We start from the raw sequence: 16,938 nt of genomic DNA, 5'->3' as shown, positions 1-16,938 counted from the left end.
GCCGGACAGGTGAGACCGCTGGACCGGCGATGCGAAGCATGTCGCGGGCTATGAGGCGTCAAAGTCGGAAGGCATTGACGAGCTCGCGCCGGTCGAGCCGATGCTCTGCGAGCATCGAGCGGTAGAAGCGCTTGCGCGCGAAGCGGAAGGCAGGATCGTGCCGGATTCGGCGATCGAATTGGCAGGCCGCGGCGCGCACGACGGCGCGCCAGTTCGCGTCCGCACGGATGCGAAGGCTCAGGTAGACGGGATCATTCATGGCGATATTCCGTGGAGCGCGAGGGGCTAAGCCCGGGCGGCTGTGCACTCTCTCCAACCTTCAGCCGGGCCGCCCGGCCCGCAGCCCCCCTCTCACCCGCCCGTCCTGCCGCTGCGCCTGCCGCCTCGGCGACTGTCATCCGGATTGCCGGCCCCGCAAGCCGCGCCGGCGGACGCCAGAAAGCGAGCGCGGCTGGCTGCGTCACGCCGGACGCGGAAGGCATCGTCGACGACACCGTTGACCCGCGCCCATTGGTTCCACGAGAAGTTCCGCCCTAGCCCGACCGTCGTATTGGAGCTGGGGAAGCGGTCGGCATTGCGCACAAGGTCTTCCCAGGACGCGCCGAATTCGATTTCGTCGAAGCGGCTGTGCTTGCCGGTCAGCGCATTGCGCTCCAGATATAGCGCCCGCTCCAAAAGGCCCGGGTGGTGGGCGGCAAGCCAGAACAGCTCCCAGATTTTGCTCGCCGGGCAAAAGTAGCAGGCAGACTTGATCGGGACAAAGTCAGGCCCGAGAACCTCGGTGATGATTTCGACACAGGTCTCGCGCGACCAACCGAGAATCTGGAGAGGATAGGCATAGTCGAAATCGGCATCCGCTGCCGGGAGACTGCGCGAACGGCGCATGTCGGCACGGCCGCAATCGTAGCCGATCAGCTTGACGATCCGCTGCCCTGTCTGCTGCGCTTCGATCCAGACCGGGTGAGGAGGCGCCGCGTTCGGGCCGGAGCGTGACCCCTTAAGAACCTGGTCCTGCGGCTTCTGCTTCCACTTGATCGAGCAGCTTTTCATTCCGAAGGCCAACGACGGCAGGGTCTCGTTGACGATGCAGTTGCCGTAAAGGTCGTCGTAGCCGGTCGATGCGAGCGGCACCTTCCGGCAGACGATGATTGGCGGCCAGCCCCATTCGACCAGGATTGCGCCGATCCGGTCGAGATGGGCCATCGTCTCGGGTTTTTCGGCGGCAACGTCTGCGAAGGTGATGACGTCCGGTCGGAGGTCGGCGAGACGCAGAGCGATCAGCATCGCCGTCGAGTCCACCCCAGCCCCGAAGCATACTGCGAGCAGGCGTCCGCTCAGTGCGCGCAAAAGGCGTTGCCGCCCGGCGGCTCGGAGCCGCGGGGTTTCGTGGGTCAACATTGTGGGAGTCCGTTCAAAGTTTAGTGGGGTCCGGGGCGCCTTGTTCGGGCGACGGGAGCGTCGGCCAGCGTGCACCACGGGCACAGCCGATACGGCGGAGTCCGTCAGGCGTAGCTGACGTTTGCTTCCGGGTATTTCAGGAGGAACGCATCGACAGCTGCTTCAGCCTCCTCGGTGGTAGCCAGATCCACGGCCTCGTCGAGAAGGTCCCCATCCTCCGCCTGAACGGATACGTCCCAGAATTCCGGGAAAAACGGATGCTCGGCGATTTCCGCTGAACCGTCCGGTAGATTTCGCATCGGGAAAACCGTGATGTCGGTCATCATTGAATCCTTTCATGAAAGTATGAGCGGCTGGATATCCGGTCGCGGACGTGACGCTGGTGGCAGATGCCACCGACTTGGTCGCGGGAAGGCGCGCTCTCTCCAACTCAGCCGGGCCGCCCGGCCCGCAGCCGCCCTCTCCCTCGCGGCCGGATCTAGGGGGAGGAACCCCGGCGTCGGATTAGCCGAACCGACGACCGGACGCAGTGAAGGTGTAGGCATTGGCCAGGATGGTCTCGTCGACCATTTCGTCGGAGGTCAGCGCGTTGTATTCGTTCTCGAGCTGGCGGTAGAGCCATCGGGCGAGATCGCGCAGCGCTTCGATGACCGTCTCTTCTGCGTCAGCGGTCATGTCCTGGTATGTGGGACTTCCCCTCTCGACGGAGATCGCCATGCAATACTCGTGATAATAGTGCCCGCGATGGCTGACATCGGCTCGAAGCCGATAGAAGTTGCGGCGCTGGATCGCTTGCAGGCCATCCGCAATCCCATGCAGCGCGGTATCGTTCGGCGCATGGTCACGGATCGCGCGAGGCGCACCCTTTCGATAGGAATAATGAGCCTGGAAGCATGCACCGTCACCTTGAGACCAGAAGCCGGTGAAGTGGATTCGCGGCTCATCTCGTGTGCCGCCGCCCATGAGTCGGACAGGTGACGTCTTGAGGCGAACGCCGAGGCACTCGCATATCCGACCGAAATCCTCAAAGACAAACTCATACCAGTCGTAATCAAAGCCGCCCTCGCGATACCACGCACGAGCACTCTCCTTCGCTCCTTCTGACAACTCCTCGAACTGATAGACGGTGGTTTCAATAACTGCGGGCATACGAGCCTCCTGGAAAGCGAAAGCCCGGCGCAGGGCCGGGCTCGTCGGGGATAGACAATGCCGGCTAAAGCCGGCGGCTGGATTGGATGGTGTCTCGTGAGGCTTGGCGAAGAAACCTCCTTCGGCCACGAGCAGCCGCACGCCACATGGACAGCTTCATCAGCGGCCCGCTTCCGCTCGTGGAAAGGTCGCGCTGAGCCAATCGCTCGGCCGGTCAGATGAGCCGTCGTCGCTGCGTTTTACTATGCATATTTTTAATAGTATAACGCGGCCGCGCCGTGTAGGGTTTGGCTTGAGAAGGGGAGAGCGACAGTGCGAACATTCACGATCGGCGACAGGGTGCTTCCGGAAAACTCTCCGGAATTCCGGGCGCTTCTTCCGCATGCCTATGAAGAGCGGCTTCGCCCGATGTGCATGTGCAGGCAGCCGGCGGTCGCCATGTACATCGCCAGGTTGGACGACCAGTATGTTGTCAAACGCATGCCGCTATCGGGACGCGAGCACGACCCGGCCTGCCCTTCCTATGAGCCGCCATATGAGCTTTCCGGTCTCGGACCGCTCATCGGCAGCGCCATCCAGATCGACGCCAGCGGCAAGGCCGATCTGAAGCTCGACTTTTCCCTGACGAAGCGGGGTCCGCGCGCTGCGGCCAGCACGCCGACGGAACAGTCGGAACCGGGGATTCGCAGCGAGCCGCGGAAACTGTCGCTGAAGGCTATGCTCCACTATCTCTGGGAGGCCGGCGAACTGACGGAATGGCGTTCCGTCTGGGCCGGGCGGCGCGGCTGGGGACGCGTCCGCACCAGCCTGATCAACGCAGCCTCGCAGATGACGGCGAGAGGCGGACCGCTCAGCGACATGCTCTATGTGCCGGAGGTCTACCAGACGGAGGACAAGGACGGCATCGCCGCAAGGCGCGCGACCGCGCTGAAAGGCGTGCAGGCGACAGGTTCGGGACCGCGCAAGCTGATGATGATTGTCGCGGAGGTGAAAGAGTTCTCTCCGGCCCGCGAGGGACAGAGGATCGTTGTGCGGCATATGCCTTTCCCCCTGATGATCGAAGATGGAGCATGGCGGCGGCTGGCGGCCCGCTACGAAACCGAACTCGAACTGTGGCGTTCCAGCGAGGCGTTCCATCTGATCGTCATCGCCACCTTCGGCATCTCGACCTCCGGCATCGCATCGGTCGAAGAAGTCGCTTTGATGGTGGTAAACGAGCACTGGCTACCCTTCGAGGACATCAACGAATTGCGCCTGCTGGAAAAGCTCAGCCACCTGAAGCGGAAGAGCGTGAAGGGCCTGCGCTTCAACCTTCCGCGCGACGCGCCGATCGTGTCGGTGACGCTACCCGAGCAGAAGCCCGCGCCGGTGGCGATGTTCATCGTGCCGGCGAGTGCCGGCGACGAATACGAGCATGCGCTTGCCGACATGATCGAGACGAGACCGGAGATCACACCTTGGATCTGGCGGGTCGGCGATGGCGAGATCCCCCGACTTCCCTGATCGTGGACTTCCCGGCGTAGGCCGTTGACAGGTTGCCGCGAATAAGAACAGCTGCCGGGAGACAGTCATCTGCCACATTCAGCCGGAGCATCATGAAGCCTGAGAAAAAGCCGTTCGTCGTCGAGTTCAAGAATCGGCGACGCCTCCCCCGGAAAGAAACGTCGATCTGGGGGCGCATCGACCTGAAGGCCGCCAGCGACGTGGTCGAGGTCGAGCAGATAGGCAACGAAGCTGCGTCGATGACCCACGGCCAGTCGCCGGAATTCCGATGCGACACCGACCCCGGCCCGGATCAGTGCCTGATCGCGTCATAGACTGACGAAAACCGTCCATCAGGATTTTCGGGCGATCAGGTTCTCGCTGGCGAGTGCTTCGGCCGCAACGTCCCGTCGGCGGCCGGCAACCGACGCCATGACGGTTTCGAGGAATTCCTCGGGTTCACCATGCCGATCCGGCCCGTATTCGGACCAGTCCAACGCACCGACGACAGCGGGAATGAAATCGAAATCGAAGGTAAATCCGCCTTCCTCCAAAGCGTCGGAGAGATCGGTGTAAGCGTGCTCTGCAAGAGGTACGATCGCCAGGACATGATTCCGCATCGCCTGCCAGCCGGCCGCATCCCACAATTCGGACATGCGGATAACGCCATCGGGAACCGGACGGCGATCCTCGTGAAGTCCGCGGAAGTAAAGCATGGACTCCCAGATGCAGAGAGCCGTCTCCATCTCGCCGACGGTGAAAGACCGAGGGGCGACAACCGGGGCACCGTCTAGCAACGAAGGCGGCGAGACCGGGGGCATCAGCGCACGATCCTGCAAACGGAACCGGTTCAGCAGATCCGCGCTGGTCGCGTGGTGGATGCCCTTGCCGGTGATGAGGGACACGCTGGCGCCATAGGTCTCCAGCCGCTGCGAAGGATGATTCCTCCATTGGATCACCGTGACCTCCGCCAGGCTCGGCGAGCGCGCAACAATATCATGCACGATGAACGGCCACGGGAATTCGCTCAGATCAATATCCGCACCGACGTCATCACCGTCTGGCGACGTCGGCAATAGCGCGAGAATGCGGCCGCCAATGAAGGCATTGAGTGCGCTGTCTGCCTGTGGCGCCGAGGCGCCAAAGGCGTCTAGCAGCGCCCGCCGTTTCACATTGATCGGGTTGACCGGGCCGACGTCGGTGTACAGGACAAGCCCGGCTTCGCTCTCGCTGCATTCGAAAACGTGGGTCAGCACGAGCTTTTCGAGCGGCGTGATATCGGCAAGCGGGATTGGCGGATAGGCGTAGATTCGGGTTTCGAGATTGGCCATGGGACTGCCTTTCAGTCGATACAAAAAATCCGGCACGGTGGCCGGGTCGATGGGAAGAACGCGCGCTTCGTTGATGAGGGCTACGTCGCTGCGTGCGACGTGGCGGCTGCCGATGCCGGCGCGCCGTCGGGCGGGGAGATTCCTTCGACCGAGATCTTTCGATGGTCGATCCTGATCAAAAACGCCCCTTCGCGAGGCACGCGCCAAACCAGCTCGCGCTCGACGACGCGCACGATCGCGTTCAAATCGGCGGCGTGGGCCGTTTCCAGCAAGGCGATGCTCAGATCCTCTGCCTCGTCGGAAAACCACCGCTCCTGCTGCTCGTAGGAGCCGGCTTCCGCATCGTCCGAGGGAGAATAAAGCGCATCGACAAGGAAGGCCGTCAGCCCCGACGGGGTGATAGCCGACCGCTTGGTGACGAGGATCTCCACCTCGTCCAAAGCACCATGATCAGGTCCCTGGACAATCAGGTCGGTCTCCAGCACCCATTCCGTCTCTTCCGAGCCCGAAACGTCCAGAACGACTTCCAGGCGATCCGGCCGCGCGTTTGCGCCGAAGAGATCGAAGGGTTCTTTTTCTTCGGTCGCGCCGTCAATCTCCATCCTGTAGGAACTGATCTGGATGCAGGGCAGCGCGTCGTACCAGCCGTATCCGGTAAACGCGTCATGCGGTTCGAAGTGCGCCGGAGCACGGTCCAGTCGCGCGATTGCACGGGCAAACGTCTGCTCCTCGAGCGGACCTTCGCCTTCGAAGATAAACGCCTCGCTCTCGACCGGCTCGGGCGCGAGAACAACAATCCTGTCCGTGTCCGCGCACGAAGGCGTAAATGGTCGCAGGAGCGGGACGGCCTCTTTCAGGTCGATGCCAAGCGTCCGGCCGAAGTGGTAGTCCTTGAACTTCAAGCTGTGCGCACCGCCGGCCGCGACCATGCGAAAATAAAGGCGCGTGATCTCTCGCATGAGCGCGGCATACATCGCATCGCGCACGACATCCTTGCGGGCCGGAAGCACGAGCTTCAGGTGAGCACAATCGACTACATCGATGCGCGCGAAATAGCCGCGATGCCAGGATTGCTGAAGGTCCGGCAAGCCAACCTTCAGCGTCACGCCATGGAAGTTGACGTTGTCGTCGTGGTAGCGGGAGAGGTCCCGACCAAACACGCCGATCCGGATTCCTTGCCATTCCTCGATATGATCCGCGCCGTCGAGGAAGTCCGAGGACGGCATTTGCTCGCCATTGAAGATGACAGGAACAGGGAAAAAGCGAGCAGCACGGCGGACCGCAGTCGCAAAATGCTCGCCCTTCTTCTCCGGGAAGATCACGGTCAAGCCTTGATGCCCCTCCGGACCGACGTCGACCGTGACCGGTTCCTTGCCGTGAAAGGCATCGGGCGTAGCCGCGATGGCCCAGGCCTGGTCCGTGCCCTTCTGGCCGGCGACGATCATCGCTCCGCGATTGGCGAGGGAAAAGAAGCCCATGCCGGCGGCGTCCTCAGACAGGGCCAGAGACTTCGACCATTCGCTCCTTCCGAGCGAAAAGAGCGAGCGGGGGTCGTCGAGGCCCGCGCCGTCATCGGCGATGCGGATTGCCGGGCCAAACCGTGGATCGTCGATCTGGTCGATCAAAACCTTCGCGGCCCCGGCGCGCCGTGCGTTCTGGAGCAGTTCGTTGAGGATATCGTCGATCGAGGCGTTGAAAAGGCGGCCGACCTTTTCGATCGCCTCCGCGGCGACCTGTGCGTGAAAGGAAAAGCTGGTCATTCTGAGTTCTCCATAATGGCGAACACCCGGCACAATGGCCGGGCGCTGATGAGATCAAGAGGCATTTGGGGGAGCGGAATCTGGTCAGGCCGCACTTTCGAGCAGCTTGCGCGCTTTCCCCTCCAGTTCCAGGCGCGTGTCCTGATGCGCTTTTCCGCGCGCGAGGGCAGTGATGCCCTGAACGAAATCGAAAATCGATTCCGGCGGGCGGCCCTCCTCGGCAAGCACCGTGTCGATGATCTTGCCGGTTTCCGCCTTCGAGAAACCACGCTTGCGCAGGAAACTGGACCGGTCCTCTTCGTTGCGGGCGACGATCTTCTCGCGCGCACCTCGGATGCCGGCGATGAACGGCGCGGGCGATGAGTTCGCGAAATTCATCAGCGCCGGGGCGGCCTCGTGCGCGAAGCGTTTGGCCGCGAATTTCGAGTGCCGAATGGTGATTTCCTCGAAATTTTCGCAGCCCCAAAGGTTGCGATTCATGCACACGGCGCGCAGGTAGAAGCTCGCAATGCCAAGCGTTTTCGAGCCGACCTCCGAGTTCCACGCATAGAACCCGCGGAAATAGAGATCCGGGTCGCCATTCGGCAGTCGTCCGGCCTCGATCGGATGCGTGTCATCCACCAAAAACAGGAAGACGTCTCTGTCGCTGGCGTAGAGCGTCGTCGTGTCTTTGGTCACGTCGACGAAAGGATTGTGGGTCATGGTCGACCAGTCGAGGACGCCAGGCACCTTCCAGATCGTATCGCCCGTTCCATTCCCGGCGATGCTCATCACCGCGGCAACAAGTTCTTTATCCCAGATACGGCCGTATTCGGGCCCGGTCACCGCGCGCAACTCCACGCGGCCGTCGTCCATCTCCAGGGTCTTGACCAGTTCGGCGCTGTGGTTCAGCAGCCCATGCTGAAGATTGATCGCGGCAAGCGGCGCGGGAAGCTGGCGCATGTAGCTCGCCGGCGCGCCGACAAGGCTACAAAGCTGCCCGTAGCTCCAGTGGGTCGGCGCCAGCGGCACGCGGCTGCCGGGAACGACAAGCGAAAGACGTTCGGCGTTGTCGCGCGTCGCCTCGACGCGGATGTCCGCGCTCTCGACAGTGCGGACACGGGCGCGTTCCGTCCGCTCGCTGACGGCGCGATGGAGGTCGGAGAGCGAGAGATAACGCTCGTCATTCGGGCGAGAGAACCATTCGGACGATACACGGCCGATGTGCTCGCCGCGCGAGATGTCGACCTTGAAGCCGGAGGACACGGCGGGCGGGCTGGAAATCATGGTATTCATAAGTCGTCTCCTGAAACGTGAAAGCCCGGCGCGAGGGCCGGGTTGGTGGAAAGAAAAGGGATGAAGCTCAGCGCGCTGGCGCGGGGTGGATGCGGTCATCGTCAAACTCGACATTTTCTATGACGGGTTCCGTCCCTTCCGCTGTGACGCGATCGATGTAGATGATGGTGCCTTCACGCCGTTGATCGATCTCGATGTGTTCCGGCTGATCGGATGTCTCCATGGCCACCGTGGCGGTCGCCTTGGCCTTCTCGATCGCCTCAGCATCGCTGTCGGCCTCGAGGGCGAAACCGTCCTAGGCACTCAGCCAGAATCCGATTTTGACATTGTATTGCGTCATAGGCGCTCTCCCTCGGCGAGTTCGTCGGGATCGCGAGCGCCTGCGAGGATCGCCTCGCCACGGGCGACGGCGGAGACGGCACGCTCGATCCAGTCGTCCGATGCCGCCCGGCCGGCCTGGACATCCGCGAGGAGCAGCTTCAGCAGGCCAAGCAGGATTTCGAAGTGCCTGACCTTCCGCTCGATCGTTTCCGAAAAGTGCGAGGGAATAGGGATCGCCTGACCGGAATAGGCGGCATCGACCCCGTTCCATATTCCAGAAATGTAATTCTCGCCGGCGTCTTCGTAGCTCAGCTTTTCGCCGGACCAGTCATCGTCCTCGATGGCCTGCCGGCAGGCGAGCGCAACGGTGTCGGCCTGGTAGGTGCGATGACGGAAGGCTGGCACGCGATAGCTTGTCTCAATGGTGTAGTCGGGCATCTCAAGCTCCTGAAGCGGAAGAGCCCGGTCGCCGCTATCGCGCCAACCGGGCTGGTGAAGTGGGAATGGATCGGTGGGTCGCAGCTCACTGCGGACACCCGCGCCCCGCAGTCGTGCGAGTGAGCTTCAATCGATTGCCTGGAAGATCTCCGAGGCCTCGGGATGATCCGCCGAATAAGCGTAGAGGTGCTCATAGCCTTCGACGAGTCGATCGGACTGAAACTGGAATGACAGGTGTGAAAAGGCGAACATCGTGGCGATGATGCCGGCGGCCTCCGCGGTGACCTCGCCCTGGAAGCAGGTAACATCACCTGTAATGCGGAACCGAGCCTTGGATTTGGGCGCGAGGAAAAGCGGCTTGCCCTGATACTCGTAGAAATCCCAGGAACCGCCACGATAATCGAGAGGGCTAAGCCTTTCCATCAAGGCATAGACAGCATTCTCGGCGACGATCAGATGCGAACGTCCGAAGAGAACGGGCAGAAAATCCTGACGGGCGTTGTCAGGGACGATCATGGCGCGAGGTGTATCGTTTAGCATCACGCTATCCTCCCTTCGACAGCGTCCGCGCAGATCTCCTCGACGCAAACCTCCTCCAGGCGCGTGTTAATGTGTCCGCTCTGCTCGACCCAGCGACGGGCGTCAGCCATGTTTGCGGCAAGGTAGAACAGGATGCTGTGGGCGCCGTATTCCTGAAGGACGCGGACTTGGCCAGCTTCCGGGCGATAGACAACTTCGAACGAGAGATCGCTATCGAGTGGGAAGGCTTCGCGGGCGGCGATCGCAGCATCGAGGTCCATTTGAAACTCGCGCTGTAGAAGCGTGATCGCACCGGGCGTCGACCAGATTATGCTGGAACGAGGCGGCGTGCATCGCACGAGCCAGCCCGTTCCATTGCATTTCCTCCACGCAGCCAGGGCATCGGCGTCTTCCTCGGATGGTCGCGGGACGGAGCTGCGAAAGGCGATCATTGCGCCGATCGGCGCGCGTTCGTAGATGGTCATGACGGACATGTTCGTCTCCGATATTCGAGAAACAGAAAGGCCCGGCGCGACGGCCGGGCCTTGGATTGATTGTTGGTGGTCTGAGGAATTATTCCGCGGCTTCGAGGTGCCCGCCCTGATCGTCATCAGCATTGGACGCCGTCTGCTCGTCATCCAGATCCTCAGTGAGGAAGGCCGGCAGCACGACGTCGCCAGCTTCGACATCCTCACCGTCGATGGTCACCGCATCGTTCGTCTCCGAAATCCCGACCTCCTCGGAGATTTCACCGGCAGGATAGCGCAGCACTTCAGGGAGCCACCCGCTGCCGTCGAGCAGCCGAGCGGCTTCGCGCGCCATGTCCTGCTTCTTCAGGTGATCAATAAGCTGGGCCGACTGATCGCCCTTTGCTTCGCGAACGGCCTGCAGGATGTGCGCCTTGGTCACGCGACCCAGATAGTTGTCGACCGTCGGCGTCCAGCCCGCTCCGACCATGCCGAACCCGATCGTCTGGGCCAGCTGCACGGCATGCTGGTTTTCCTTGGACCGGCGGTTCCATTGCTGGATCGTGGCGTTCAGCGACATCGACGCGCAATGAGCAAACAGCGCCATCTGGCTGTCATGATCGAGCGCGATCAGGTAGGCCCAAACCGCATCTGCGTCGCCGGGAAGATCGTGCCCCCAGTTCTCCTGGCGCTGTTCGATCTCCTTCGCCCAGACCGTGTCGGAAAGGCCCTGCGTCTTGGTCGAGACCGAATGCTGCACCGTGATTTCCAGGCACGAAGTCGTGCGGAAGTGATAGAAGGTGTTCAACACGAGCAGGTGCAGCACAGCGATGAAGGCTACCATCGGCTCATTGGCGAGCGCATTCCTGAGCGCAAGCGTGCGGGCAGCGGTCAGGTCCTCGATGAGCCGTTCCGATAGCGGCCGGATCTTGCCGTCGTCCTCATCCGGCTCCTCGACACCAACGGGCTTGCCGTTGATCGTCACACCACCACCTTCCGCGGCGGCGGTGTCGTCGCCATCGTCACCGTTCTGCTCGACGCCATTGCCGCCGTCAGGATCGATAACAGGTTCGTCTTCTGGCCGGACGAAGCCGCGCTCGATTCTGAGTTCGCCGTTGCCGGCCAGCGAGATGAAGGCGCCGCCGCGAGCGACGTCCTCGGGATCGAGGATAAAGGGTCGCTCATTCAGCGCCGTCAGCTGAGCGTCGAGATCGTCGAGATGCGCTTCCGTCTCCTCCGAATAGTCGTCCGCAGCTTGGTACTCCGCATTGAGCTTTTCGAACTCCGCCGTCAGGGCATCATGACGCGCCAGCTCCTCTTCGGTGAGCTCCGGCTGCTTTCCGTAAAAGCGGCGAAGGCCGGAAGCGTGGCCGAAGTGGAAGTCGATGGCGGAGTCGACCCACTTCCAGCCCTCGTCGGCCTTCAGCGCCTCGGCATCAGCCGTCAGCTTTTCCAGCACGAGCTGTTCGAGCAGCGCCGGATCCTGGAGCCACCCGCCGTTGTCCTGCTCGAAGAGATCCCGCATGACAATGCCGCCGACGGCCTCATAGGCTTCGATGCCGACATAGACCGCACGGCGGTCGCTCGCCCGGATCGCCGTCTCGGTCAGCAACCGGCGGATATAGTAGGGATCGGTGCTTTGCGTGCGCGAAATCGTCTCCCAGACCTGCTCCTGCCGGGCATGATCCTTGGTGATCGAGAATGCCATCACCTGGCCGAGCTTCATCTGATCATCGCCATAGAGTTCGAGCAGGCGAGGCGACACGGACGCCAGCCGGAGGCGCTGTTTCACCGTCGCGACCGAGAGGTGGAAGCGGGCGGCGATTTCCTCCTCATCGAGCCCCTGTTCGCGGAGGGCCATCATCGCGCGGAATTCATCCAGCGGATGGAGGTCGACCCGCTTGAGGTTTTCAGCGAGCGAGTCCTCGGTCTCCAGGGTGTTGCCTTCGCTGACAAGGCACGGGATGTTCGTGGTTTTCGAGAGCTGCTTGCGGTCCACCAATAGTCTCAGCGCGAGATAGCGGCGACCGCCGGCCGGGATGCGATAGATGCCGGTCTCCTTGCCCTCGGCGTCGAGTTCCGGACGCACGTTGAGGCTGGTCAGCAGCCCGCGGCGAGCAATGTCGTCGGCAAGGTCCTCGATCGAGACGCCCGCCTTGATGGTACGCACATTCTTAAGGCTGGGGATCAGCTTGTTGAAGGGGATATCGCGCCCGACGTTGAGCGCGATCTTCTGAATGGCCTGTGCCATGTCATTTCTCCGCGGCGGACCGGCCGGAGCCTCTCTCCAGCCACCTCAATCCGCCACGAACGCCCCATCCCCCCTCTCCCTCTTTTGCCGGCCGCCGGCCTCACCGCCTGCCGCCAGCGCCCGCGTCGCCGCTGGCGTCGCGCGGGCAACTGTTCAGCCAGATCGCCATCTGCTGCCGCATGATGCCGATCGGCGCGCAGATTTCCGTGATCGCCGCGCTCCCCGCGACAAAGCCATCCTCGTGAAACAGGTCGATGAAGTGCCGCATGACGTCGAGATAGGGGGCGCCACCAACCAGGCAGACATCGACGAACGGTTTCCGGCCATGCTCCGTCATCGAGGCGATGTGCATGCCCGGATGCTCGCCCGATGGCATCACGCGCCGCTGGGTTTTCGGTAGCGGCCATCGCGTGCCGAGGCCGCCGGCCTTCATCGTGGCCGCGATCTCCGGCGTCATTCGCCGGTCATAGTTTTCGATAGTGGTCCTCGCTTCACGAAAACCGTACTCGGCCGACAAGAAGGCAACCCGTGCCTTCTGCTCGTCGGGATCGACATGACGCAGCGTGCGCCAGAGCGGCCCATCGTATCGGTCGCGCGCCGGCATACATTGCGGCCCGTCGCGCTTGGTCATCGAGCAGGACAGGATGAGCAGGCGGCGGGAGGGCGATGTGTCGGTCATGCGGCCCTCCCCCTGCTTGCATGCATGTCGAGCAGCTCGGCATAGCGCGCATGGATCGATGCCCGATCACGGTAGCGGGCACGAAATCCCAGCATTGCGCTAACCTCCGAGCGCACCTCGGCGAGGAGGTCGGCTTCCCCGTCAGACAGCATCCGGACCGGTCAGCCTTTCACATAGAGCATCGGCTTCGTCAGCCGGCGTTCCGCCTCGCGACGGCGGCCCGCCTTTTCCTTGACCATGGCGAAGAGATCACGGATCCTCGGATCAAGCAGATGAGGAGCGATATCGCCCAACCAGCGGGTGCTATGAAACGCGAACGTGCTGCGGCATTCCAGGCTGACTATCTGGCGATAGAGATCCTGAGCTTCGGGCTGTGCCGCCGCGGCTACCAGATCGGGAAGGCCCGACATGATACAGAAACGGCAGGACACACGCGTGAGGCCAAACCGGCGATAGGCGGGATGGGGTTCGATGCCCCAGAAATCGAGCGATGAAAAGACCTCTTCCTCGGACCAGTCAAGGATCGGCCGCCAGGTCCATATCCGCTCGCCCGGTTTGTGATCGAAGATTTCGGCGCGGGCGCGCTGCGGGCTTTCCTCGCGCCGGACGCCGGTCACGCTGATGATCGGCAATTTGGAGAATCTGCGTTTAAGCTCGGCATGGATTTTCGAGGTCTTCATCTCGGAGGTGCAAAACCGCATCGCCGGCGTGCTCCAGCATGGGACGAGCGTCACGGTGCTGAGGTTTTCGTAGCGCGCGACGTTCGATCGCCAGCGGCTTTCCCAGCGGTCCATCAGCCCACCTTGCTTGCGGCGGACGACAATGAGCTCGGTGCCGAGGCGATCGGCCAATTGCTCGCAGGTCGGCAGCGAAGCCGCCCATTCCACCGAACCGAGATCGGCATGGATCAGCAGACGCGGGCCGGAATGTCCGATCCGATCGAGATACTCGAAGGTCGCCATGGCTGCGGCCTGGCTGTCCTTGCCGCCCGAAACGCCGATGGCGACGGCCGCGCCTTGCTCGAGCAGACCTGCAATCGGCGGAAGGATGGAAATCGACGGGAAAGCGCGGGAAATCGATATCGCCGGCCGCGTCTTATGGGTGGCAATTCGCTGGTGCGCGGGATCCACATTCGGATTGTGACGCATGGTGCGGCTCCATGGCGAGCAGCCGGAGCCTCTCTCCAGCCTCTCAACCCGCCGCCGCCGTTCCGCCCCCCTCTCCCTCCTCCGTAGCCGATCCCCTCTCCCCATTCCCGGCCGCCCGCGCCCTCGGCCCGGTGCGGAAAGTGGTGCGTCACGCGGGGGCGCTCGAAGAAATTTCAGGACAAATTCAACGGGATGTCCTATCCTCCGCGCCGAAGCGGTACGTGCCGCTTTGGGGCGTGGAAACCCCTGTGAACGGTTGGTGCTGGCCGATACAGCATCACCTCCTTGACCTTTGGGTCGGGGGGCCTGACGCTATGTCCAGGTTCTCCGAACTAAAAGCTCAGGGCCGTTTCACACGGTTTCCAACCCCCCGATCATGGGGTCATTGAGCATTGAACGGCGGGGACGTACCGCCAAAGTTGCTTCAGGAGAAACCGTTGGCTGAAGGTCTCGTCTTCACTTTCTATACCTACGCCGATGCCCGGATTTCGCGCGAAGAGCGCTGGAAACCGACAGGGCTGCGCGATATTTTCTTCGACAATTACGACGACGTAAAAAACACCGTTCTTGCGATGCGCGACGACATCGCCGCCGATCGCGACATGGAATGGGAAACGACGAATATCGAGAAGGTTGAGACAATCCCGATTTCTCAGTCCAGCATCTTGGCGCTGCTGAACGATGGACCCGGTGCGTTTGTCGACCGTTATGAGGTTGTGGAGACGATCGGGCGAAAGCACGAAAGCTGATTTTCGCCCGCGTGGCAGCTACGATTTTCATGCACGGTTGCCGCCTTCCAGTAAGAGCTACCGATCCGGCTTGATGAACGGGGACGGCAGTAACGTGTCGTCTGGCAAATCCGACACGCGCTTCATCACCTCCTTGAGGCGGTCGATATTGAACGCATTATCCGCAAACCATATCTCGATCTCGGCCGGATCGAGTGTATCGACCATTGCGGTCGTCGGAACCGCACAACCAGAGTCCCGGATGGTGCGGATATTGTGTTGGTAGCGGCGGATTCGTTCTTCCATCGGAAGGTCCGGACCGTGCTTCAATAACTTCTCTTTCGGCCACGTCGGCATCAGGTCCGCTCCTCCACAGCGCCGCAAGGGTACTTCGAAAACCTACCAAAGACCCTCAAAAAATCCAACCCTGGCGCTATATGCTGTCCGGATAGAATCCGGTGACGAGGTCTGGAAGAATGCGCTTCTCGTTTTCTCATAGCCATGCTTTTCCCGGCGGCCGCGTCGCTATCGAAGATGCCGAGGCGACCGAAGGGACGTGCGTCGTCGAGTTTGCCGACGGCAGCGCCATGATTGGCGAATGGCACCCTGAAGACGCCGATATCCTCCTTAGCATCCCGGCCTATCGCACAGTCAAAGGGACTGATGTGGCGGCGCAAAGCTGGCGCCTTGTGCGCAATGAACAAGGCGAGTGGCGATCGCAGCGCGGTGGTTGATTTCCCGGCAGGGCACGTCGGGACGCCAACCTGCTTCCCGAAGGAGATCAAACGGGCGCAGCTGCCAAAAGCACGGCGACGGGCACGGTCAGCGCCGAAGCACCGATTGCAAAAGCGGTCGCGAACCTGATCAAGCGAGCGCGCCGCGCGCGCCGGGGATCCCATTCATACGCCATACCTGTCCCTCCGACGGCGAGAAAAGCACGCGCGACGAAGAGAGTCCACTTCGGCCCGAGGAAACAATTCACGGCAGTCACCGTTTCCTGTCCAGACCTTGAAAGGAGAAACATCCATGGACTGGAATCGTGTCGAAGGAAACTGGAAGCAGGTCAAAGGCAAGATCAAGGAACAGTGGGGCAAACTCACCGACGACGATCTCGACCAGATCGCCGGCAAGCGCGACCAACTGGAAGGCAAGATCCAGGAGCGTTACGGAATCGAAAAGGATCGCGCCAAGACCGACATCGATGACTGGTATGGGCGCCAGTCCTGGTAGGCGTAGCCCAGGGGGCCGGGTTTCTCCCGGCCCTTTTCGCTTCTACAGGGAGAGCGTTTCCTGCGCAGCGGCACCTTTTTTCTTCACCCAAAGGTCCGTGGTACGCTCCATCTCGATGAGATCAGACGGGAAGACCCGCTGTTGGAATGCAAGGATGTCATCGGAGCTGCCGTGAAGCCATTGCTGATAGTCGTCGCGATGAAGCAGCACCGGCATGCGGACGTGAACCGGCGAAACTGCCTCATTGGCCTCGGTCATGACCCCCGAATAAACTGGCCCCCATTCGTCGCTGACGCGCCATAGGCCGCCCCAGGCAAAGATCGGTTCATTGCGCACGCTAAACCAGGTCCGGGTCATCTTGCCTTTCTCGCCTTCCGCTTCCGCAAAATGCGTGACGGGGATCAGGCACCGCCACTGCGGCTTTCGCGCCAGGCCGACCCACATACCCTTGTTGAGTTCACGAACATTGTTGACCGGTTTTGGTTTGGCGTCGGGCTTCATGCCTTTTAACCGGAGGGGAAAACCCCAGATCATCGAGCGCAGCTCGCGAACGCCATCCTGTTCGGTGACGACCATGCCGGGCGTTCCGGGATAGACTTCATCAGGCGCGTTGGATTGCATCGGATTCGGAACGCCAAAATGAGCGGCCACCTCGGCGGCCGTGACGCGGACGGTATAAAGGTTACAGATGTGGACGGCTCCTCCCTCGTCAGGATCTGAGTATACGGACAACGCGATTGCTTGCAATCAGATGTCCGGCCT

At 61.9% G+C, this 16,938-nt stretch carries 21 protein-coding genes; 5 read left to right on the top strand and 16 right to left on the bottom strand.

Going from position 1 to position 16,938, the window contains the following annotated elements; genetic code table 11:
- Positions 1 to 58 precede the first annotated feature (58 nt).
- The 4 genes from ACIQJ2_RS34110 to ACIQJ2_RS34095 form a co-directional block, all read right to left on the bottom strand.
- Positions 59 to 259 (bottom strand): hypothetical protein, encoded by a 201-nt coding sequence (locus ACIQJ2_RS34110; protein ID WP_151577043.1) that lies wholly within the window; start codon positions 257 to 259, stop codon positions 59 to 61.
- A 92-nt stretch (positions 260 to 351) separates the two neighbouring features.
- Positions 352 to 1,398 carry a hypothetical protein gene (locus ACIQJ2_RS34105; RefSeq protein WP_151577044.1) on the bottom strand — a complete coding sequence of 349 codons (1,047 nt, stop codon included), beginning with the start codon at positions 1,396 to 1,398 and terminating at the stop codon, positions 352 to 354.
- A 104-nt stretch (positions 1,399 to 1,502) separates the two neighbouring features.
- Positions 1,503 to 1,721 (bottom strand): hypothetical protein, encoded by a 219-nt coding sequence (locus tag ACIQJ2_RS34100; RefSeq protein WP_400676516.1) that lies wholly within the window; start codon positions 1,719 to 1,721, stop codon positions 1,503 to 1,505.
- Between the two features lie 181 nt (positions 1,722 to 1,902).
- Complete coding sequence (locus ACIQJ2_RS34095) at positions 1,903 to 2,547, bottom strand: antitoxin of toxin-antitoxin stability system (protein ID WP_151577046.1); 645 nt, start codon at positions 2,545 to 2,547, stop codon at positions 1,903 to 1,905.
- A 312-nt stretch (positions 2,548 to 2,859) separates the two neighbouring features.
- On the opposite strand from ACIQJ2_RS34095, the gene ACIQJ2_RS34090 reads away from it, so the two are divergent.
- Together ACIQJ2_RS34090 and ACIQJ2_RS34085 are read left to right on the top strand one after the other, a co-directional pair.
- Positions 2,860 to 4,050, top strand: coding sequence for a DUF1173 domain-containing protein (locus ACIQJ2_RS34090; protein ID WP_151577047.1), 1,191 nt, complete (start codon positions 2,860 to 2,862; stop codon positions 4,048 to 4,050).
- 92 nt (positions 4,051 to 4,142) lie between these two features.
- Positions 4,143 to 4,364 carry a hypothetical protein gene (locus ACIQJ2_RS34085; RefSeq protein ID WP_006472581.1) on the top strand — a complete coding sequence of 74 codons (222 nt, stop codon included), beginning with the start codon at positions 4,143 to 4,145 and terminating at the stop codon, positions 4,362 to 4,364.
- An 18-nt stretch (positions 4,365 to 4,382) separates the two neighbouring features.
- On the opposite strand, the gene ACIQJ2_RS34080 is transcribed toward ACIQJ2_RS34085, so the two are convergent.
- The 10 genes from ACIQJ2_RS34080 to ACIQJ2_RS34035 form a co-directional block, all read right to left on the bottom strand.
- A complete protein-coding gene (locus ACIQJ2_RS34080; RefSeq protein ID WP_151577048.1) occupies positions 4,383 to 5,360 on the bottom strand; it encodes a hypothetical protein in 978 nt (325 codons plus the stop codon).
- Positions 5,361 to 5,440: 80 nt separating this feature from the next.
- Complete coding sequence (locus ACIQJ2_RS34075; RefSeq protein ID WP_151577049.1) at positions 5,441 to 7,120, bottom strand: hypothetical protein; 1,680 nt, start codon at positions 7,118 to 7,120, stop codon at positions 5,441 to 5,443.
- 84 nt (positions 7,121 to 7,204) lie between these two features.
- Positions 7,205 to 8,395 (bottom strand): DUF932 domain-containing protein, encoded by a 1,191-nt coding sequence (locus ACIQJ2_RS34070; RefSeq protein WP_151577050.1) that lies wholly within the window; start codon positions 8,393 to 8,395, stop codon positions 7,205 to 7,207.
- A gap of 67 nt (positions 8,396 to 8,462) precedes the next feature.
- Positions 8,463 to 8,624, bottom strand: a complete 162-nt coding sequence (locus ACIQJ2_RS34065; RefSeq protein ID WP_235924429.1) for a hypothetical protein — start codon at positions 8,622 to 8,624, stop codon at positions 8,463 to 8,465.
- A 107-nt stretch (positions 8,625 to 8,731) separates the two neighbouring features.
- Positions 8,732 to 9,154 (bottom strand): hypothetical protein, encoded by a 423-nt coding sequence (locus ACIQJ2_RS34060; protein WP_151577051.1) that lies wholly within the window; start codon positions 9,152 to 9,154, stop codon positions 8,732 to 8,734.
- A 126-nt stretch (positions 9,155 to 9,280) separates the two neighbouring features.
- Positions 9,281 to 9,694, bottom strand: a complete 414-nt coding sequence (locus ACIQJ2_RS34055) for an antirestriction protein (protein ID WP_151577071.1) — start codon at positions 9,692 to 9,694, stop codon at positions 9,281 to 9,283.
- Positions 9,694 to 10,167: a hypothetical protein gene (locus tag ACIQJ2_RS34050; protein ID WP_151577052.1), complete on the bottom strand. Its 474-nt coding sequence runs from the start codon at positions 10,165 to 10,167 to the stop codon at positions 9,694 to 9,696. The genes ACIQJ2_RS34055 and ACIQJ2_RS34050 overlap by 1 nt, the downstream gene beginning before the upstream one ends.
- Positions 10,168 to 10,246: 79 nt before the next feature.
- The gene (locus ACIQJ2_RS34045) at positions 10,247 to 12,391 is read right to left on the bottom strand and encodes a ParB/RepB/Spo0J family partition protein (RefSeq protein ID WP_151577053.1); all 2,145 of its coding nucleotides are present in this window, start codon (positions 12,389 to 12,391) and stop codon (positions 10,247 to 10,249) included.
- A gap of 100 nt (positions 12,392 to 12,491) precedes the next feature.
- Entirely contained in the window at positions 12,492 to 13,070 is a 579-nt protein-coding gene (locus ACIQJ2_RS34040) for a hypothetical protein (RefSeq protein ID WP_151577054.1), read from the bottom strand.
- A 161-nt stretch (positions 13,071 to 13,231) separates the two neighbouring features.
- Positions 13,232 to 14,218 carry a phosphoadenosine phosphosulfate reductase family protein gene (locus ACIQJ2_RS34035; RefSeq protein WP_235924430.1) on the bottom strand — a complete coding sequence of 329 codons (987 nt, stop codon included), beginning with the start codon at positions 14,216 to 14,218 and terminating at the stop codon, positions 13,232 to 13,234.
- Between the two features lie 437 nt (positions 14,219 to 14,655).
- Here ACIQJ2_RS34035 and ACIQJ2_RS34030 point away from each other — a divergent pair, with 437 nt between their 5' ends.
- Positions 14,656 to 14,967 carry a hypothetical protein gene (locus tag ACIQJ2_RS34030; protein WP_151577055.1) on the top strand — a complete coding sequence of 104 codons (312 nt, stop codon included), beginning with the start codon at positions 14,656 to 14,658 and terminating at the stop codon, positions 14,965 to 14,967.
- Positions 14,968 to 15,024: 57 nt separating this feature from the next.
- Here the strand turns inward: ACIQJ2_RS34030 and ACIQJ2_RS34025 are convergent, their stop codons facing one another.
- On the bottom strand, positions 15,025 to 15,303 hold the full coding sequence (locus ACIQJ2_RS34025) for a hypothetical protein (protein WP_151577056.1): 279 nt from the start codon (positions 15,301 to 15,303) through the stop codon (positions 15,025 to 15,027).
- Positions 15,304 to 15,422: 119 nt separating this feature from the next.
- Here ACIQJ2_RS34025 and ACIQJ2_RS34020 point away from each other — a divergent pair, with 119 nt between their 5' ends.
- Both ACIQJ2_RS34020 and ACIQJ2_RS34015 read left to right on the top strand, forming a co-directional pair.
- Positions 15,423 to 15,680 (top strand): hypothetical protein, encoded by a 258-nt coding sequence (locus ACIQJ2_RS34020; protein ID WP_151577057.1) that lies wholly within the window; start codon positions 15,423 to 15,425, stop codon positions 15,678 to 15,680.
- A gap of 292 nt (positions 15,681 to 15,972) precedes the next feature.
- Positions 15,973 to 16,176, top strand: a complete 204-nt coding sequence (locus ACIQJ2_RS34015; protein ID WP_006472567.1) for a CsbD family protein — start codon at positions 15,973 to 15,975, stop codon at positions 16,174 to 16,176.
- A gap of 42 nt (positions 16,177 to 16,218) precedes the next feature.
- On the opposite strand, the gene ACIQJ2_RS34010 is transcribed toward ACIQJ2_RS34015, so the two are convergent.
- The gene (locus ACIQJ2_RS34010) at positions 16,219 to 16,908 is read right to left on the bottom strand and encodes an SOS response-associated peptidase (RefSeq protein WP_400676524.1); all 690 of its coding nucleotides are present in this window, start codon (positions 16,906 to 16,908) and stop codon (positions 16,219 to 16,221) included.
- Positions 16,909 to 16,938 lie beyond the last annotated feature (30 nt).

Origin of the sequence: Rhizobium sp. NPDC092011 (assembly GCF_044756305.1) — a bacterium.
In the GTDB taxonomy this organism is placed as follows: domain Bacteria; phylum Pseudomonadota; class Alphaproteobacteria; order Rhizobiales; family Rhizobiaceae; genus Rhizobium.
The sequence above is the reverse complement of the archived record's forward strand: the minus strand, read 5'-3'. Positions and strand labels throughout refer to the sequence as shown.

Bases quoted from the DNA above. Each gene is read 5' to 3' on its own strand.
- ACIQJ2_RS34110 (WP_151577043.1), bottom strand. From the start codon at position 259: ATGAATGATCCCGTCTACCTGAGCCTTCGCATCCGTGCGGACGCGAAC.
- ACIQJ2_RS34105 (WP_151577044.1), bottom strand. From the start codon at position 1,398: ATGTTGACCCACGAAACCCCGCGGCTCCGAGCCGCCGGGCGGCAACGC.
- ACIQJ2_RS34100 (WP_400676516.1), bottom strand. From the start codon at position 1,721: ATGACCGACATCACGGTTTTCCCGATGCGAAATCTACCGGACGGTTCA.
- ACIQJ2_RS34095 (WP_151577046.1), bottom strand. From the start codon at position 2,547: ATGCCCGCAGTTATTGAAACCACCGTCTATCAGTTCGAGGAGTTGTCA.
- ACIQJ2_RS34085 (WP_006472581.1), top strand. From the start codon at position 4,143: ATGAAGCCTGAGAAAAAGCCGTTCGTCGTCGAGTTCAAGAATCGGCGA.
- ACIQJ2_RS34080 (WP_151577048.1), bottom strand. From the start codon at position 5,360: ATGGCCAATCTCGAAACCCGAATCTACGCCTATCCGCCAATCCCGCTT.
- ACIQJ2_RS34075 (WP_151577049.1), bottom strand. From the start codon at position 7,120: ATGACCAGCTTTTCCTTTCACGCACAGGTCGCCGCGGAGGCGATCGAA.
- ACIQJ2_RS34070 (WP_151577050.1), bottom strand. From the start codon at position 8,395: ATGAATACCATGATTTCCAGCCCGCCCGCCGTGTCCTCCGGCTTCAAG.
- ACIQJ2_RS34060 (WP_151577051.1), bottom strand. From the start codon at position 9,154: ATGCCCGACTACACCATTGAGACAAGCTATCGCGTGCCAGCCTTCCGT.
- ACIQJ2_RS34055 (WP_151577071.1), bottom strand. From the start codon at position 9,694: ATGCTAAACGATACACCTCGCGCCATGATCGTCCCTGACAACGCCCGT.
- ACIQJ2_RS34050 (WP_151577052.1), bottom strand. From the start codon at position 10,167: ATGTCCGTCATGACCATCTACGAACGCGCGCCGATCGGCGCAATGATC.
- ACIQJ2_RS34045 (WP_151577053.1), bottom strand. From the start codon at position 12,391: ATGGCACAGGCCATTCAGAAGATCGCGCTCAACGTCGGGCGCGATATC.
- ACIQJ2_RS34040 (WP_151577054.1), bottom strand. From the start codon at position 13,070: ATGACCGACACATCGCCCTCCCGCCGCCTGCTCATCCTGTCCTGCTCG.
- ACIQJ2_RS34035 (WP_235924430.1), bottom strand. From the start codon at position 14,218: ATGCGTCACAATCCGAATGTGGATCCCGCGCACCAGCGAATTGCCACC.
- ACIQJ2_RS34025 (WP_151577056.1), bottom strand. From the start codon at position 15,303: ATGCCGACGTGGCCGAAAGAGAAGTTATTGAAGCACGGTCCGGACCTT.
- ACIQJ2_RS34020 (WP_151577057.1), top strand. From the start codon at position 15,423: ATGCGCTTCTCGTTTTCTCATAGCCATGCTTTTCCCGGCGGCCGCGTC.
- ACIQJ2_RS34015 (WP_006472567.1), top strand. From the start codon at position 15,973: ATGGACTGGAATCGTGTCGAAGGAAACTGGAAGCAGGTCAAAGGCAAG.